General features: G+C 60.7%; 14 protein-coding genes. 10 read left to right on the top strand and 4 right to left on the bottom strand.

Translation table 11 applies throughout. The annotated features are described in order from the left end of the window. Positions 1-56 precede the first annotated feature (56 nt). Together ALQ04_RS01335 and ALQ04_RS01330 are read left to right on the top strand one after the other, a co-directional pair. Complete coding sequence (locus tag ALQ04_RS01335; protein ID WP_122313915.1) at positions 57-2,180, top strand: TonB-dependent siderophore receptor; 2,124 nt, start codon at positions 57-59, stop codon at positions 2,178-2,180. Positions 2,181-2,202: 22 nt separating this feature from the next. Continuing rightward, entirely contained in the window at positions 2,203-2,931 is a 729-nt protein-coding gene (locus ALQ04_RS01330) for a DUF4198 domain-containing protein (protein ID WP_122313913.1), read from the top strand. Positions 2,932-3,026: 95 nt separating this feature from the next. Here ALQ04_RS01330 and ALQ04_RS01325 read toward each other — a convergent pair whose 3' ends face one another. The 4 genes from ALQ04_RS01325 to ALQ04_RS01310 all read right to left on the bottom strand — a co-directional run bounded on the left by ALQ04_RS01325 (position 3,027) and on the right by ALQ04_RS01310 (position 6,871). Further along, positions 3,027-4,193, bottom strand: coding sequence for a DUF1624 domain-containing protein (locus ALQ04_RS01325; RefSeq protein WP_122313911.1), 1,167 nt, complete (start codon positions 4,191-4,193; stop codon positions 3,027-3,029). Positions 4,194-4,340: 147 nt separating this feature from the next. Continuing rightward, positions 4,341-4,901, bottom strand: coding sequence for a carbonate dehydratase (locus ALQ04_RS01320; protein ID WP_122313909.1), 561 nt, complete (start codon positions 4,899-4,901; stop codon positions 4,341-4,343). Between the two features lie 11 nt (positions 4,902-4,912). Next, the gene (folE2, locus tag ALQ04_RS01315; RefSeq protein WP_122313907.1) at positions 4,913-5,818 is read right to left on the bottom strand and encodes a GTP cyclohydrolase FolE2; all 906 of its coding nucleotides are present in this window, start codon (positions 5,816-5,818) and stop codon (positions 4,913-4,915) included. Between the two features lie 144 nt (positions 5,819-5,962). Continuing rightward, entirely contained in the window at positions 5,963-6,871 is a 909-nt protein-coding gene (locus ALQ04_RS01310; RefSeq protein ID WP_122313905.1) for a LysR substrate-binding domain-containing protein, read from the bottom strand. 187 nt (positions 6,872-7,058) lie between these two features. On the opposite strand from ALQ04_RS01310, the gene ALQ04_RS01305 reads away from it, so the two are divergent. The 8 genes from ALQ04_RS01305 (at position 7,059) to ALQ04_RS01270 (ending at position 16,744) form a co-directional block, all read left to right on the top strand. Next, entirely contained in the window at positions 7,059-8,579 is a 1,521-nt protein-coding gene (locus tag ALQ04_RS01305) for an ABC transporter substrate-binding protein (protein WP_122313903.1), read from the top strand. Positions 8,580-8,684: 105 nt separating this feature from the next. Beyond that, positions 8,685-9,602 (top strand): ABC transporter permease, encoded by a 918-nt coding sequence (locus ALQ04_RS01300; protein WP_122313901.1) that lies wholly within the window; start codon positions 8,685-8,687, stop codon positions 9,600-9,602. An 11-nt stretch (positions 9,603-9,613) separates the two neighbouring features. Continuing rightward, complete coding sequence (locus ALQ04_RS01295) at positions 9,614-10,522, top strand: ABC transporter permease (protein ID WP_122313899.1); 909 nt, start codon at positions 9,614-9,616, stop codon at positions 10,520-10,522. Between the two features lie 16 nt (positions 10,523-10,538). Then, the gene (locus ALQ04_RS01290) at positions 10,539-11,540 is read left to right on the top strand and encodes an ABC transporter ATP-binding protein (RefSeq protein ID WP_122313897.1); all 1,002 of its coding nucleotides are present in this window, start codon (positions 10,539-10,541) and stop codon (positions 11,538-11,540) included. After that, a complete protein-coding gene (locus ALQ04_RS01285) occupies positions 11,537-12,523 on the top strand; it encodes an ABC transporter ATP-binding protein (RefSeq protein ID WP_122313895.1) in 987 nt (328 codons plus the stop codon). The genes ALQ04_RS01290 and ALQ04_RS01285 overlap by 4 nt, the downstream gene beginning before the upstream one ends. Then, on the top strand, positions 12,520-13,947 hold the full coding sequence (locus ALQ04_RS01280; protein ID WP_122313893.1) for a M20 family metallopeptidase: 1,428 nt from the start codon (positions 12,520-12,522) through the stop codon (positions 13,945-13,947). Before ALQ04_RS01285 ends, ALQ04_RS01280 begins: the two co-directional genes overlap by 4 nt. Continuing rightward, positions 13,944-15,098, top strand: a complete 1,155-nt coding sequence (locus tag ALQ04_RS01275; protein WP_122313891.1) for a M20 family metallopeptidase — start codon at positions 13,944-13,946, stop codon at positions 15,096-15,098. The genes ALQ04_RS01280 and ALQ04_RS01275 overlap by 4 nt, the downstream gene beginning before the upstream one ends. Before the next feature lie 125 nt (positions 15,099-15,223). After that, entirely contained in the window at positions 15,224-16,744 is a 1,521-nt protein-coding gene (locus ALQ04_RS01270) for an amidase (RefSeq protein WP_122313889.1), read from the top strand. Positions 16,745-16,798 lie beyond the last annotated feature (54 nt).

Here is a 16,798-nt window from a genome sequence, read left to right as displayed (position 1 = left end):
GTAATAATTCTCATCGGAGATGTTATATTGTATCGATAACTATCAGGAAGTCCTCCATGTCGTCTCGTAAAATCGCGTCCCTGACCAGCCTGGCAATCGGGGTGCTGGGTAATGTCAGCTTCGCAGAAGAACCGCCGCAAATTCTCGAACTGGACAACGTCAACATCTCTTCCGATTACCATTATGAGACGGCCACCAGCCCGGTTCAGGGCTATCGCGCCACACGTTCGGCAACCGCGACCAAGACCGACGCCGCCATCAAGGACATTCCGCAGTCGATCAGCGTGGTGCCAGCTTCGGTGCTCAAGGACCTTGGCAGCAATAGCGTGGAACGGGCGCTGGACTATGCCGGCGGTGTGTCTAAGCAGAACAACTTCGGCGGTCTGACGCTTTACGAGTACAGCATTCGCGGCTTTACCACTTCGGAATTCTACAAGGACGGCTTCAGCGCCAACCGTGGCTACCCGGCCACACCGGACACCGCCAATATCGAGCGCATCGAAGTGCTCAAAGGCCCGGCCGCCAGCCTGTATGGCCGTGGCGATCCGGGCGGTACGGTCAATATCGTGACCAAGAAGCCGCAGCGCGAAGCTTTCACCACCTTGCAGGCCAGTGCCGGCAGTTGGGATCGTTATCGCACCGCGCTGGACGTCAACACGCCGCTGGATGAAGAAGGCAATATCCTCTCGCGAGTCAATCTGGCGGTCGAAGACAACAACAGTTTCCGCGATTACGTCGAGAGCAGCCGGGTGTTCGTAGCACCTTCTTTCAGTTGGCAGTTGAACCCCGACACCAGCCTGTTGGTGGAAACCGAATTCGTCCGCCACAAGTCCACCTTCGACCGCGGTATCGTCGCGCCGAACAACAAGTGGAGCGGTATGTCGCGTTCGACCTTCCTGGGTGAACCAAGCGACGGTGATATCGATAACGACAACAACATGATTCAGGTTGCCCTGGACCATCATCTCAATGATGACTGGTCGCTGCGCCTGGCCAGTCATTACAAGGAAGGCGAATTGTCGGGTTTCGCCAGCGAGGCGCGTCCGCTGAATGCCGATGGACGCACAGTCAATCGCCGCTATCGCGAACGCGACATGAACTGGCATGACAGCATTACCCAACTGGAGCTGCGCGGTCGCTTTAATGCTGTGGGTCTGGAGCATGAAGTGCTGATCGGCACCGAATACGAGAACTACCGCAAGAACGAGCGGGTGACCAATATCGGCGGCAGCACCTACGCCATCGATATCTTCAACCCGGTCTACGGCCAGGCCAAACCTAATGGTGCCCGCGGCGGTACGGATTTCTTCGAGCATGTGGAAAGCCGTGCGCTGAACCTGCAGGACCAGATCATCTTCACCGACAAGTTGCGCGGCATGGTCGGCGTTCGTTACGAGCATTTCGATCAGCAGATCGACGACTACATGCCAAACGCCACCAACCCCACGTCAAGGCAGCAGCATGATGCGTTCACTCAACGCGCCGGCCTGCTGTATCAACTGACGCCGCAGGTCGGGCTGTTCGCCAACGCCTCGACCTCGTTCAAGCCCAACAACGGGCTGGATGCAGCAGGCAGAACCTTCGATCCGGAAGAAGGTGTCGGTTATGAAGTCGGGATCAAGAGCGAGCTGTTCGACGACCGCTTGAGCACCACCCTCGCCGCTTTCCATATCGAGAAGGAAAACGTGCTGGCCCTCGACCCGTCCACCAACGTCAACCGCGCCATCGGTGAAGCCCGCAGCCAGGGTCTGGACCTGCAACTGACTGGCCAGTTGACCGATGCGATCCGGGTGATCGGTGCCTTCGCTTACATCGATGCCGAAGTGACCAAGGGTGACCTGACTATTCCGAGCGGCAGCCGGATTCTTGGGGTCGCCAAGCGCAGCGGTAGTCTGCTGGGCGTTTATGAGTTCCAGGAAGGCGCATTGCGGGGTTCGGATGTCGGCGCAGCGTTCACTTATGTCGGTGATCGCTCCGGCGAGTCGGGAACCAGCTTCGAGCTGCCGGCCTATCACACCGTCGACCTGCTCGCGCACTACAAGGCCACCGATAACGTGACCGTGGGCCTGAACCTCAACAACCTGTTCGACGAGAAGTACTTCGAGCGCTCCTACAGCAATTACTGGGTCGCCCCCGGCGAGCCACGCAACTTCACTGTCAGCCTGACCCTCAATCTCTGATCGATCACCACAAGGACGCATCATGTATTGCAAACCATCCGTTCTGACCTTGAGCCTGCTCGGCGCCCTGTTTGTGGGCCAGGCCAGCGCTCACGGCCTGTGGACCGAACAGCGGCGCGGCAACATCGAAGTGGTCTACGGCCACGGCGCCGAAGACAATGCCTTCAAGGCGCAGAAAGTCAGCGGCGCCTGGGCCTATGACCTTGCAGGCCGCATGGTGCCGGTCACCGTGCAACGCCTGGACGATCATGCCCGTCTGCAGCCGCTGAAGCCGGTGGCGATCATGTCCGTGGCGCTGGACAACGGCATGTGGACCAAGAGCAAGGACAACAAGTGGATCAACGAAGGACGCACGAAAGTGCCGGGCGGCACAGAGTCGATCCACACCTTCAAGTACAGCCTGGCCATCTATGAGGAAGGCGCCCGCCTGCCCTCACTCGACAAGCTGAAGTTCGTGATCGTGCCGCAGGTCGATCCCCTGGAGGTTGGCCCCGGCAAACCTCTGCCCGTACGGGTGCTGGTCGACGGCAAGCCTGCTGCGGGGATCAAGTTGATCGGGGATTATCGCAGCGCTCCGGATACCGTAAGTGCCGAAACCGATGCCGAAGGACGCGCCACTGTGCTGGTGCGTAACGAGGGATTGAATGTGATCGCAGCCGAGGTCACGCTGCCGGTCAAGGGCGATGCCGATATTGAAGCACGAGGGTTGTTTACCTCGCTGACATTCGTGGGCGAAGCGCATCACGATTGATCATGTGCAGGAGCGAATTATTCGCGAGAGGCCCGTAAAGTTGTAGAGAATCTATAGCCTTCAATGACGTCTCGCGAATACATTCGCTCCTGCAGTTACAGGTATTTCAACCAGCTGATATCCCGCCGCCGCGCCTTGAGCCCGGCAAACCAGCGCACCGCCGGAAACAGCGCCACGGCCAGTAGCACCGAACCCAGCCAGACGCCCCACATCGCATCGAAGCCGAAGTAATCGCCCTGATTCCTGCCCCAGATCGCCACGGCAATCAGGTACAGGAACTTCAGCACGTACAGGTGCAGCAGATAGAAGAACATCGGTGCCGCGCCCAGGGTCACCAGCGGTCGCAACCAGCCCTTCTCCTGAATCCGCTCGAACCAGATCAGCACCAGCAGACCAATCCCCAGAGTCAGGCTGATGAACAGCAATGACGGCGGGTATTTGGTGATATTGAAAAAGCTCATCACGGTTTGCAGGCCGGTTTCGCCTGTGCTCCAGGGCTTTTCGCCATAGCCGTTGATCAATCGCAGGACCATGAAGCCGAGCAGCGCGCCCAGACCCCAGACCAGCAAACGGCTACGGCGTGCGGCCGAATCCATGGCTTTCGAGAACCACGGCCCGGCGGCATAGCCCAGGGCAATCACGCCAATCCAGGGCAGCACAGGATAAGACGTGCGCAGGCGCAGCGTATCGCTGACTTCGATCCAGCCACGATCATGCAGGATCGCCCACGGGATATGCATGGCCGACTCGACGCCAAAGTGCAGCGAATCCAGCAGATTGTGGCCGGCGATGATGACCACACCGATCACCACCAGTGCCCAGCGCGGCAGGAACACCATCGCCGACAAGGCCACCATGCTCAGGCCGATGGCCCAGATGACTTGCAGGTAAATGATGCTGGGCGGGAACTTGAAGGTCCAGGCGAAGCTCACCAGAGTGAACTCCAGGGCAATCAGGAACAGGCCGCGCTTGAGCAGAAACGCCGAAACATCGGTTCTGCCACTGTACTTTTCACCGTACAGAAACGCCGAAAGCCCCGTCAGCAGCACGAACAGGGGCGCACACACATGCGCCAGCAAGCGGCTGAAAAACACCTCCGGGGCGGTAGTGGCAACATCCATGGGATCGCTGACCTGGCGATGCAGGAAAAAGGTTTCCCGCACGTGATCAAGCAACATGAAAAGAATGATCAGCCCGCGCAGGGCGTCAATCGAGCGCAGCCTTGAAGGCGGCGCAGAAGTCGAGGGAACAGCTGTTGTCATGGAGGATCAGGTCCGTCAGAGGGCTGTAACAGTTGCAGGCTTTCAAGGCGCTTCACGGGCAAACCGCATTCACACAAAACGCCGAGCGCATTGTGCCGCAGTCCGGCTTGCCCGTGACAGCGCTATCGAAGCTTTCCTGGTCGCAGATCAGAACTCGTTCTGCAAGGCCTTGTAGCCGCGAACCAGATCGATATTGGTGTGCGCCACGTCTTCCGAGAATTCCGAGGCCGAGATGCTCACCGGCGGAAACTGCGACAGATCGGTGTTCGGACCGATACGGGTGGTGGACGGCACGTAGAAGTTTTCCGGCAGATCGCGACCATCGACCACCGAGTTATGGCGCACGACGCTGCCATTACCGACCTGGCAGTTGAACAGCACACTGTTGAAGCCGACGAAAACCCGGTCGCCCACGGTGCATGGTCCGTGGACGATGGAACGGTGGGCAATCGAGCTGTATTCGCCGATGGTCACCGCGGCACCGGACTTGGAGTGAATGACCACACCATCCTGGATATTGGAGTTGGCCCCGATGATGATGGGGTCCATGTCGCCGTTGGCGTTGACCTCATCGGCACGAATCACGGCATACGGGCCGACAAAGACGTTGTCCTTGATGATGACCTTGCCACAGATGATCGCGGTTTTATCGATATAGGCCGACTCGGCAATGACCGGCAGATGGCCGGAAGGGTTCTTGCGGATCACGGTAATAGTCCTCAGGACATATAGTTGGAAGTGTAGGCCACGGCATCGTGGGGGTGCAGGCTTTCCAGGTGACGCACGCCGACACTGGACGCGGCAAAACGCCCTTCCAGTGCCTGCTGGATCTTGCGCGCAGCGTCTTCGACGTACATCAGGTTCTGGCCGTTGAGCCGGGCAAAGGCCTGCTCGTCGGCGCGCTTGACGGCGGTCTGGACCGGCGTGCCCAGAGCGCGTTCGGTGACATCGATCAGGCTCATCAAACCCAGTTCGCTGGCCTGTTCAGGGATCCGTACCTGAACTGTCGCCACGCTGCGCTGGCTATGCGGCGTCGCGAAGGAACCATTCTCCCGCAGCCAGAGCGCCGCATGAGCGGGAGTCAGTTCCGACTGCTCGCCGAACTGCGCCAGAAATGCCTCTTCCAGAAGCTGGCGCGACAAGGCTGCCGAGCAAGGGCAAGTCGAGGAATAGGTCACCTCCACCGAGGCATCCAGAGACAGCTTGCCGTCCACCCAGACAGCATCCAGAACCACCGGGTAGGATTTCCAGCCGCTGAGTCCCCGGGTTTTCAGCGCCGCTCGCCGGCACAACAGATTGAAGCTCATCCTGAACCGGGCACGGCTGGAATGGCAGTCGGCATGGCTGCTGACCATCGCCTCAAGCAATGCGGCCATGGCGCCGGGCGTGAACAGTTGATGCTCGGCAAAACTGTCGAGCAAGGTGTACAGGCGTGACATGTGAATGCCCTTGACCCCCGGATCGGCCAGGTCGACCTGCAGATCCACATAGGCATGCACGGGATGCTGCACGCCGGGCTCGCTCAGCAGGATCGGCACTTCGATGCCTTGCATGCCGACCCAGTCAAGGGCAATCAGGGCCGCGGAAGTTTCCGTCAGGGCAACGTCAGGGAGGGGGCTATTCATGTCTGGCGGTATCTCGTTGTCCAGCTTCACCGCAGCGGGCAAAGCATGATGTATGCGATCTGGCGACGTATCAGGTCGACCACTATTGATACACTATAACATTAACAACCAGAGAACCAGACATGGCTACTCGGACATTACCGCTCAGGTTTTTGCCAACTCTCCAATGAGAAAGTCGCGAAAGGCACTTACCGCCGCTGGCAGGTTGCGTCCGGCCATGCTTTGCAATTCGATACGCCGGGCTTTCATCCCGTCATCGCTGATGGGCAAGGACTTGAGTTCCGTGCCTTGCAGGCGCCTGTCCAGGGTCATCTCGCTGGACAGGCTGATACCACCCTCCTCGCGAACGAAACGCAACAGGGCGCCGATGTAATTGCTGGTCAGCACCGGATCGAACAGCAGGCCCTGCACGCCGCAGCAGATATCGAACAACTGGCGCAAGGTCGTATCGGTATTGGTCAGGGCAATGTCGTAGGGCTGCAGTTCTGCCAGCGAAACCTCCTTGCGTCCTGCCAGGGGATGGCTGTTGCTGACCACCGCGCAGATGGCTCCGGAATGGATGTATTCGACCTTGATTTCCTTCTGTGGCGTCAGGCTGAACGTCAGGCACAGATCGGCATCGCCGGAACGGACTTTCTCGGTGGCATGTGCAGGTGCGCAGACCTCCAGGGAAAAGTGGATGCCCTGATAGGCACGTCGAAAATGAGCGATGGCCTTGGGCAGAAACTCGAGGGCAAAACCTTCGGAACAGGCGATACGCACATGTCCGCGCTGCAAGCCGTGCAGTTCGGTGATTTCCAGTACCACCTGCTCGGCTTCAAGCTGGGATTTGCGCGCATAGGCCGCAAGACGTATGCCTGCCTCGCTGAGCACCATGCCACGGGCGCGGCGCTCGAACAGCACCGCATCCAGATCCCTTTCCAGCTTGGCGATCTGCCGACTGACTGCCGAAGCCGCGACATTCAGCCGCAAAGACGCTTCACTGATCGACCCGCAGCGCGCCACCTCCAGAAAATAACGTAAAGCTGTGGATTGCACACCGTAGAGCTGCATGACACCTCCAGCGTTGCCTTTTTGGCAAAGCAAGTATCGAAAGATTGTGCTTGTGGCATTGATACGCTTTGCCTAGAGTCCTGTCGAGGCCTAATAAAACCATTGCCTGCTTTCACCCTCTTTCCTTTCGCATTTGCGATCCACTGCCCTTTGATACAACCACTTCGCCTTTTGGAGACGACGGCATATGGGCATCAAGGGTTTCGCTCGCAGCATCGCGCTGCTTGGCTTGTTCAGCAGCTTTTCCGCCTTGGCCGGCAAAGCCGACGACACACTGGTTTACGCTTCCGACAGCGAACCTGAAAACATCAGCCCCTATCACAACGACTTGCGCGAAGGTGTCATTCTGGGGCGGCTCATCTGGGACAATCTGGTCTATCGCAATCCTGACAGTGGTCAACTGGAACCCATGCTGGCCACCAGCTGGAAACAGGTCGATGACAGCACCATCGATTTTGAATTGCGCCAGGGCGTGAAATTCCACAACGGTGATGCCTTCACCGCCGACGACGTGGTGTTCACCCTCAACTATGTGGTGTCTCCCGACTCGAAAGTCGTCACGGTGCAGAACGTCGACTGGATCAAGAGCGCCGAAAAGCTCGGCGACTACAGCGTTCGCCTGCACCTGAAGAAACCCTTCCCGCCCGCACTGGAATACCTGTCCAACGCGGTGCCGATGTTTCCGAAAAACTATTTCGAGAAAGTCGGCATGGCAGAATTCAGTCGCAAGCCTGTCGGCACCGGCCCCTACAAAGTCACCTCGATTGCCAGCGGCGTGGGCGTGAACATGGACAAGAACCCGGACTACTTCGAGGGCAGCCCGCAAGGCCAGCCGAAGATCGGACATATCCAGTTCAAGGTCATCGCAGACTCCGAAACCCGTCTTGCCGAACTGATGACCGGTGGCGTCGATTGGGTCTGGCGCGTAGCACCGGATCAGGCGCAGAGCCTCAAAGGCATGGAAAGCCTGGTGGTGACCAGCGGCGCGACCATGCGCATCGGCTTTCTGATCCTCGATGCACGCGGCACCTCCACTGCCGACTCGCCCATGAAACACCTCAAGGTCCGTCAGGCCATCAACCATGCGATCAACCGTGAAGGCCTGGCTTCGCAACTGGTAGGCGGCGAAAGCAAACCGCTGCAAGTGGCCTGCTACCCGGCCCAGTTCGGGTGCGATACCAGCGCCGCGACGGTCTACAACTATGACCCGGCCAAGGCCAGGGCACTGCTGGCCGAAGCTGGCTATCCGAAGGGTTTCGAGACGGAAATCTTCGCCTACCGGGATCGCGACTATGTCGAGGCGATCATCGGCAACCTGCGGGCCGTGGGTATCAACGCCAAGCTGCGCTACCTGAAATACGCCGCCCTGCGCGATCAACAGCGCGGCGGCAAGGTGCCGATGTCGTTCCAGGCCTGGGGCTCGTTCTCGATCCTCGATACCTCGGCTTCGGCGGGCACCTGGTTCAAGGGTAACCCGGACGACAACATCAAGGACCCGCAAGTCCAGAGCTGGCTGCAAACCGCCGACAACGCCCTCGACCCTCAGGTGCGCAAGGACAATTACCGCCTGGCCCTGCAGCGCATCAGCGAGCAGGCGTACTGGGCACCGCTGTTCAACTACTCGATGAACTATGCGTACGTCTCGGACCTGAACTTCAAGCCCTACCCGGACGAGCTGCCGCGCTTTGTCCTGTCGAGCTGGAAGTAAGCGCCACATGACGTAAATCGCTGAGTCCGGCCTGGGCGCCTGCTGAAGGGTGCCCCATTGCCATGGACTTTTCATTGTCATCCCATGGATACAAGGTCACTTGCCATGTCTGGATTTCTTCTGCGCCGCCTGGGTATTGCCTTATGCGTGGCGATTACCGTATCGGTGATCAGCTTCTCCCTCTTGCACCTTTCCGGTGACCTGGCCACCGCCATCGGCGGACCTGAAGCCACCAGCGAACAGATCGAACAGATCCGCGTTCAATACGGCCTCGACAAGCCATTGGTGACGCAATACTTCAACTGGCTGGGCGATCTGCTGCGTCTGGACCTGGGCGACTCGTTCTTCTTCCAGGAGTCGGTCTACAACCTGATCGCCTCGCGCCTGTCCATCACCCTCGGCCTGGGCGCCATGGCGCTGGGCATCGCGCTGTTGATTGCCATTCCGCTCGGCGTACTGGCAGCGGTCAAGCGCGATACCTGGATCGATCGGCTGGCGCTGAGCATTGCGGTGCTGGGCCAGGCCATGCCCAGCTTCTGGTTCGCCCTGATGCTGATCGTGGTGTTCTCGGTCACCCTGAAATGGCTGCCGGTGTCCGGCAATGCCACATGGGCGCATTTCGTGATGCCGGCGATTGCCCTGGGTTACTACGCCACACCGGCGATCATGCGCCTGACCCGTGCTGGCATGCTCGACGTGCTCAACTCCGACTACATCCGCACCGCCCGCGCCAAGGGGCTGCGCCCGTCCACCGTGCTGTTCAAGCATGCGCTGCGCAATGCGCTGATTCCGGTAGTGGCGCTGGCCGCCGTGGAGTTCGGCTTCATGCTCGGCGGTTCGGTGGTCATCGAAACGGTGTTCTCCCTGCAAGGCATCGGGCAACTGGCCTGGGACGCCATCGCCCGTGACGACTTCCCGGTGGTGCAGGCCGTGGTGTTGCTGATTGCCGTGATCTACATCGTTCTCACCCTGCTGGCCGACGTGCTCAACGCACTGCTCGATCCGCGCATCCGCGTGAAATAGGAGGCTGATCCATGAGCACGACCACTTCATCGGCGCTGGTCATCAACGATTACCAGCCACCGGCCAGAAGCATCCTGCGAACCCTGCGCAACAGCCTGCGGCACCGGGGCTTTGCGATTGGCATGTTGCTGCTGGCGATCATTCTGTTCGGTGCCCTGTTCGCCCCATGGCTGGCACCTTATGACCCTTACGTCCAGGACGTGATGCTGCGCATGAAGCCACCGGTATGGATGGCCAACGGTTCCTGGGATTACATTCTGGGCACCGACAAACTGGGCCGCGATTACCTGTCCCGGCTGCTTTATGGCGCACGCATCTCGCTGTTCATCGGTTTCTCGGCGGCGCTGATTTCCGGCCTGATCGGCACGGTCATGGGCCTGCTGGCAGGCTATTTCGGCGGCAAGGTCGATGCCGTGATCAGTTACCTGATCACCACCCGCCTGGCAATGCCCGTGGTCATGGTCGCCCTGGCTTCGGCTTCGCTGATGGGCGGCTCGCTCAAGGTGGTGATCATTCTGCTCGGCTGCCTGTTGTGGGACCGCTTTGCGGTGGTGGTGCGCGCCGCCGTGCAGCAGATTCGCGATGCCGAATACGTAGCGTCGGCCCAGGCCCTGGGTTGCTCGACCTTTCGTATCCTGGCCAGCGAGATCCTGCCCAATCTGGTCGGTGCACTGATCGTGGTCGCCACTCTAGAAATGGCCCACGCCATCCTGCTGGAGTCGGCGCTGTCGTTCCTCGGCGTTGGCGTACAACCGCCGATTCCGTCCTGGGGCCTGATGATCGCCGAAGGCAAACCCTACATGTTCTTTTCTCCCTGGGTCATCGCCATCCCCGGTATCGCACTGATGGTGCTGGTGCTGGGTATCAATCTGGTCGGCGACGGCCTGCGCGACTTGATCCTGCCCGATGGGCGCAACTGACAGAGGATATCCGGACATGGCTCTCTTGCATGTTGAAAACCTGCGCGTCGATATCCCCCTTGGCGAGGAAACCCTGCACGCCGTTCGCGGCCTGGATTTCCATGTCGAACGCGGCGAAATGCTGTGCATCGTCGGTGAATCGGGCTGCGGCAAATCCCTCACGTCGCTGGCCCTCATGGATTTGCTGCCACGCAAGGCGCGGCGCACAGCCAGCCGCCTGAGCCTGGACGGCATCGATATGCTGGCGCAGAGCGAACGCCAGATGTGCGATCTGCGCGGCAATCGCCTGGCGATGATCTTCCAGGAACCCATGACCTCGCTGAACCCGGCCTACAGCATTGGCGATCAGTTATGCGAAGTACTGCTGCGGCATCGCAAGGTATCGCGCAAGGACGCCATGCTGCGCGCCGCACAGATGCTGGAAAAAGTCGGCATCAGCAATGCTGCCGAGCGCCTGCGCCAGTATCCGCATCAACTGTCCGGCGGTCTGCGCCAGCGGGTCATCATCGCCATGGCCCTGATGTGCGAGCCGGATGTGATCATCGCCGACGAGCCGACCACGGCGCTGGACGTGACGATCCAGGCACAGATCCTGCGCCTGATCCGCGACATCCAGAAAGAGTTCGGCATGGCGGTGATATTCATCACCCACGACCTGGGACTGGTTGCCCGTATCGCTGACCGCGTGGCGGTGATGTATGCCGGCCAGATCGTCGAAACCGCACCAGCCGTGCAGTTGTTCGAGAACCCGCAGCATCCCTATACCCGTGGCCTGCTGGCCAGTATTCCGATTCCGGGCCGCACGCAACCGGGACAACCACTGGGCTCGATTCCCGGCCTGGTGCCAAGCCTGGTGGGCGAACAACAGGGCTGCGCCTTCCGCAACCGTTGTTCGCAGGCGATTGCCGCCTGCGCCAGCCAGGTACCCGCCGTGCACAGCGACGAGCATATGGCCCGTTGCCTGTTTGCCAGGCCCGGTGCCGAACCGGTGTTTCATCGTGAGGGGGCATTGTCATGAAAAAGGATATTGCGCTGGAACTCTGTGATATTCGCCGGGAGTTCAGGATCAATCGCGGCTTCTTCAAGCCGGCGGCGACCCTGAAAGCCGTGGATGGCGTGTCGCTGCGCCTGATGCGTGGTGAAACCCTGGGGCTGGTCGGTGAATCCGGCTGTGGCAAGAGCACCCTGGCGAAAATGCTGTTGGGCCTGCTGCCACCGAGCAGCGGCGATGTGCTGGTCAACGGCAAGCACCTGGCGGCCACCGACCGCAAGGAAATGGCCCGACGCATCCAGCCGATCTTCCAGGACCCCTACTCTTCGCTGAATCCGCGCAAGACCCTGCGCGAGATCGTCACCCTGCCCATGATCGTGCATGACATCGGCAACGCCGCCGAACGCCGCAAGCGCACCGAAGACATGCTCGATGTAGTGGGCTTGCCCAAACGCGTGGTGGACAGCTACCCCAACCAGTTGTCCGGCGGCCAGCGGCAGCGCGTGGCCATCGCCCGCGCTCTGGTGATGCGTCCGGATGTGTTGATCTGCGACGAGCCGACTTCTGCGCTGGACGTCTCGGTGCAGGCGCAGATTCTCAATCTGTTGCAGGACCTCAAGCACGAGTTCGGCCTGACTTACCTGCTGATCAGCCACAACCTGGCCGTGATCGAACACCTGGCCGACCGGGTGGCGGTGATGTATCTGGGGCGAATCGTCGAAGAGCGCAGCCGTGCATCGCTGTTTTCCGAGCCGGGTCATCCTTATACCCAGGCGCTGCTGGACTCGGTGCTGACACCCGATCCGCATCTGGGCATTCCCGATCTGGGCCTGCATGGCAGCTTTCCAAACCCCATGTCGCCACCCAGCGGCTGCGCGTTTCATCCGCGCTGTCCGAACTGCTATGACACCTGCAAAAGCCAGTATCCGGCCAATGCTGCCGTCAGCGGCGGAACCGTGCGCTGCCATCTGCGCGACACCCCTCAAACCCTGGAGCTCGTTGCCTCATGAGTAGTCGCTCGAACGCTATCGAAAACGTCTGTGAACAATTCGACAACGGCGCCTTTTTCGCCCTGCTGCAAAGCAGCGTCGCCTACCCGACCCAAAGCCAGGAAGCCGCGAGCCTGCCGCAACTCTATCGCTACCTGAAAGAGTTCATCACGCCGCACGTGCAGCGTCTGGGTTTCAGCGTCAGTCTGTATGAAAATCCGGTGGCCGAACGCGGGCCGCTGATGATCGCCAGTCGCATCGAGGACCCGGCCCTGCCAACGCTACTCAGCTATGGTCACGGCGATGTGGTGCGCGGCCATGACGCGCAATGGCATGAAGGCCTGTCGCCCTGGCAGGTGGTCGAGCGCGGCGAGCGTTGGTACGGCCGTGGTACGGCGGACAACAAGGGCCAGCACCTGATCAACCTGACGGCACTGGAACAGACCCTCAAGGCCCGCGACGGCAAGCTGGGCTTCAATGTGAAACTGCTGCTGGAAATGGGTGAAGAAGATGGTTCTCCCGGCCTGCGCACCTTTTGCGAAAACCACCGCGAAGAATTGGCCGCCGACATTTTCATTGCCTCCGACGGCCCGCGCCTGGCTGCCGCACGACCCACGCTGTTTCTCGGCTCACGGGGTGTTTTCAATTTCGAGCTGAAGGTCGACCTGCGCGAAGGTGCACATCACTCCGGCAACTGGGGCGGGCTGCTGGCCAATCCGGGGATCATCCTGGCCAATGCCATCGCCAGCATGGTCGATGCAAAAGGCCGGGTAAAAGTCCCCGGGCTGATGCCCGCTGCCATACCGGACAAGGTGCGCGAAGCGCTGGCCGATATCGAAGTCGGTGGCGGTCCCGGCGATCCAGAGATCGATACTGGCTGGGGTGAACCGGGGCTGTCCTTGAGCGAAAAGGTATTCGGCTGGAACACTCTGGACGTACTGGCCTTCAAGACCGGCAATCCGGATGCGCCGGTGCATGCCATCCCCGGCAAGGCGATTGCGCATTGTCATATGCGCTTTGTGGTGGACAGCGACTACAACACCTTCATCCCGGCCGTACGCGCCCATCTGGACGCCCATGGCTTCGGCAATGTCGAGGTCAGACAAGGCCGCATCGATGTCATGCACGCCACGCGCCTGTCGCCGCAAAGCCCGTGGGTCGAATGGGCACTGGCGTCACTGGCCAGCACCACCGGCAAGAAACCCGCGCTGCTGCCCAACCTTGGCGGCTCGCTGCCCAATGATGTGTTTGCCGAAGTGCTCGGCTTGCCCACCGTCTGGGTGCCACATTCATATCCGGCGTGCTCGCAGCATGCGCCCAACGAGCACCTGCTGGCCCCGGTGGTCAGGGAAAGCCTGCAAATCATGGCCGGGCTATTCTGGGATCTGGGCAATGACGCGGCACGTCTGACCCGTGAACATCAGGCACTGGAGAACGCTCGATGAATGAAGCGCAACAGCAGGCCACTCAATGGCTGGCCGGGCAGTACGAAGCAATGGAGTCGCTGCTGCAGCGCATTGTCGACACCGACTCCAACAGCTATGACAAGGCAGGTGTCGATGCGGTCGGCGATCTGCTCGCCGCCGAGTTGCAGGCAGACGGCATCAGCGTCGAGCGTATCGCCATCGAGGGTTTCGGCGACGTGCTGCTCGCAGAACTGCCCGGTGGGCCGGGCAAACCGGTCCTGCTGCTGGGCCATCGCGACACGGTGTTTGCAAAAGGCACCACGGCGAGCCGTGGTTACTCCAGAGATGGCGAACTGGCCTACGGTCCCGGTGTGGCAGACATGAAAGGCGGGCTGGTGCTCGACTGCTTCGCCCTCAAGGCCCTCAAACGCCTGCCTGCCCTGCCGTTTCCGGTTCAGGTTCTCTACACCGGCGATGAAGAAATCGGTTCCGGCAGCGCACGGGTGCATATCGAACGTCATGCCCGAGCCGCCCAGGCGGTGCTCAATCCGGAACCGGGGCGCGCCAGCGGCAACGTGGTCAGCGCCCGCAAAGGCGGCGCCACGCTGATTATCGAAGTCAGCGGACGCGCCGCCCACTCGGGGGTCAATCATGCCGACGGCGCCAGCGCGATTGCGGCTCTGGCCCACAAGATCATCAAGCTGCATGCCTTGACCGATTATGCAGCCGGTATTACCACCAATGTCGGCCTGATCAGTGGCGGCACGTCCAGCAATACCGTTGCGCCCAGTGCCACCGCAAAAATGGACGTGCGCTTTGTCGAACTGCAGCAATGGGACGAAATCCTCAGCGCCATTCAGGCCATAGTCGCTGAAGAGGAACTGCCCGGCACTTCGGCGCGCCTGCTGGAAGCCACCACCTTTCTGCCCATGGAAGCCCGGCACAGCGCTGATCTGCTGCGACTCTATCAACAACAGGCTGCCGAGCTGGGCTTCAGCGTCGAGGGCGAATTCACCGGCGGTTGCGCTGACTCGGGCTTCACCGCCAGCCTGGGCATCCCGACCCTCTGTGGCCTGGGGCCAGTGGGCGGCAAGGTGCATACCGATCGTGAATACCTGGAACTGGCTACGCTGGTGCCCAGGGGCCAGGCGCTGGTTGCGACCATTCTGGCGCTGGCTATTCGCGGATAAATACGCCCACCTGTAGATACCGTCTTGCCACGTCGCGGGCAAGCACCCTCCCCCAGACTGCATTTATCTGGTGGCAGGGGCCTTGGCCGCGACGGTGATGTCCCATTTATTGAAGGACTGCCCACATGACCACTTCCGACCTGCCCGGCAAATCTGCCACCGAACTGCGCGCCCTGATCGGCAATAAACAGATTTCCCCTGTGGAATTACTGGACGCCTGTATCCAGCGCATTGAAACCCTGAACCCGAAGATCAACGCCTTTTCCGCCACCTGTTTCGAGCGGGCGCGCAAGGAGGCGCTGGAAGCCGAGCAGGCGGTGATGCACGGTAACCCCCTGGGCCTGTTGCATGGCTTGCCAATCGGCATCAAGGACCTGGAAGAAACCGCCGACGTACTGACCACCTACGGCTCGTCGCTGTTTCGCGACAACGTGCCCGCTCGTGACAATCTGTTCGTCGCCCGCCTGCGCAGTGCCGGGGCGATCATGGTCGGCAAGACCAACGTTCCGGAAATGGGCGCAGGCGCCAATACCCGCAATGTGGTCTGGGGCGCCACCGGCAATCCGTTTGATCCGAACCTGAATGCAGGTGGATCTTCGGGCGGTTCTGCAGCGGCGCTGGCCGTGGACATGGTGCCACTGTGCAGCGGTTCCGATACCGGTGGTTCGTTGCGCATTCCGGCGGCATTGTGCGGTGTAGTCGGCTTGCGGCCTTCTCCGGGGCTGGTGCCCAGCGAACGCAAGAAGCTGGGCTGGACACCGATTTCAGTGGTCGGGCCGATGGGCAGAACGGTCGCCGATACCCTGCTGCAACTGCGCGCCACGGCCGGCCTCGGGCAATCCGACCCGCTGAGCTATACGGTCGACAGCGACGAGTTCGCGCCCCGCTCCATCGACTTCAGCCAGTTGCGGGTCGGCTACAGCGAAGACTTTGGCAGTTGCGCCGTGGATAACGACATCCGCGGCGTATTCCGGGCAAAAATCGACGCGCTCAAGCCACTGTTCAAATCCTGCGAAGCCATCGACTTCAATCTCGAAAGCGCCCACCGCACCTTCGACGTATTGCGCGCCGAAGCCTTCGTCGCCGGCCTTCAGGATGCCCACGAACTTGATCCCGAGGCGCTTGGCCCCAACACCCGCGCCAACTATGAAATGGGCGCGGCCATGTCGTTGCAGGACTGCGTCAAGGCCCATGGTGAACAGAGCCGCATCTTTCGCAGTTTCCAGCAGCAGTTCGAGCACTACGATCTGATCCTGGCACCTACCACGCCGATCTCGCCCTTCCCGTGGACCGAGTTGTACCTGCGCGAAGTCAATGGCCTGCCGCTGGACAACTACTATCGCTGGCTGGCGCTGTGCTACACCATCACCCTGACCACCAACCCTGCGGTTTCGATCCCCTGCGGCCTGGACCACAAGGGCATGCCATTCGGCCTGCAAGTGATTGGCGGATTCCGCAGCGATGCAGCCTTGATGGCCTGTGCCCACGCCCTGGAACAGGCAACCGCCAGCGACCCGCGTCTGGCACGGCCGCGTCCGGACCTGCAAAGACTGATGAACTCGGCAGTAGACCTGACCCATATCGTTACCCATCCACCGATCCATGGCGGTTCCAGCGTGCGTAAACCGGATATCGGCGCGATGTGAAAGCGGCTTTGGCTGGGCGACAGACGGCGCAGAGCGTCATAATGCCCGGCCATT

It is taken from the genome of Pseudomonas cichorii, assembly GCF_003700275.1.
Classification (GTDB): Bacteria; Pseudomonadota; Gammaproteobacteria; order Pseudomonadales; family Pseudomonadaceae; genus Aquipseudomonas; species Aquipseudomonas cichorii_B.
This window is presented reverse-complemented; position numbering and strand designations above follow the sequence as displayed.

Excerpts from the sequence above, each read along its gene's own strand:
- ALQ04_RS01335 (WP_122313915.1), top strand. The coding sequence starts at position 57 with ATGTCGTCTCGTAAAATCGCGTCCCTGACCAGCCTGGCAATCGGGGTG.
- ALQ04_RS01330 (WP_122313913.1), top strand. The coding sequence starts at position 2,203 with ATGTATTGCAAACCATCCGTTCTGACCTTGAGCCTGCTCGGCGCCCTG.
- ALQ04_RS01325 (WP_122313911.1), bottom strand. The coding sequence starts at position 4,193 with ATGACAACAGCTGTTCCCTCGACTTCTGCGCCGCCTTCAAGGCTGCGC.
- folE2 (WP_122313907.1), bottom strand. The coding sequence starts at position 5,818 with ATGAATAGCCCCCTCCCTGACGTTGCCCTGACGGAAACTTCCGCGGCC.
- ALQ04_RS01310 (WP_122313905.1), bottom strand. The coding sequence starts at position 6,871 with ATGCAGCTCTACGGTGTGCAATCCACAGCTTTACGTTATTTTCTGGAG.
- ALQ04_RS01305 (WP_122313903.1), top strand. The coding sequence starts at position 7,059 with ATGGGCATCAAGGGTTTCGCTCGCAGCATCGCGCTGCTTGGCTTGTTC.
- ALQ04_RS01300 (WP_122313901.1), top strand. The coding sequence starts at position 8,685 with ATGTCTGGATTTCTTCTGCGCCGCCTGGGTATTGCCTTATGCGTGGCG.
- ALQ04_RS01295 (WP_122313899.1), top strand. The coding sequence starts at position 9,614 with ATGAGCACGACCACTTCATCGGCGCTGGTCATCAACGATTACCAGCCA.
- ALQ04_RS01290 (WP_122313897.1), top strand. The coding sequence starts at position 10,539 with ATGGCTCTCTTGCATGTTGAAAACCTGCGCGTCGATATCCCCCTTGGC.
- ALQ04_RS01285 (WP_122313895.1), top strand. The coding sequence starts at position 11,537 with ATGAAAAAGGATATTGCGCTGGAACTCTGTGATATTCGCCGGGAGTTC.
- ALQ04_RS01280 (WP_122313893.1), top strand. The coding sequence starts at position 12,520 with ATGAGTAGTCGCTCGAACGCTATCGAAAACGTCTGTGAACAATTCGAC.
- ALQ04_RS01275 (WP_122313891.1), top strand. The coding sequence starts at position 13,944 with ATGAATGAAGCGCAACAGCAGGCCACTCAATGGCTGGCCGGGCAGTAC.
- ALQ04_RS01270 (WP_122313889.1), top strand. The coding sequence starts at position 15,224 with ATGACCACTTCCGACCTGCCCGGCAAATCTGCCACCGAACTGCGCGCC.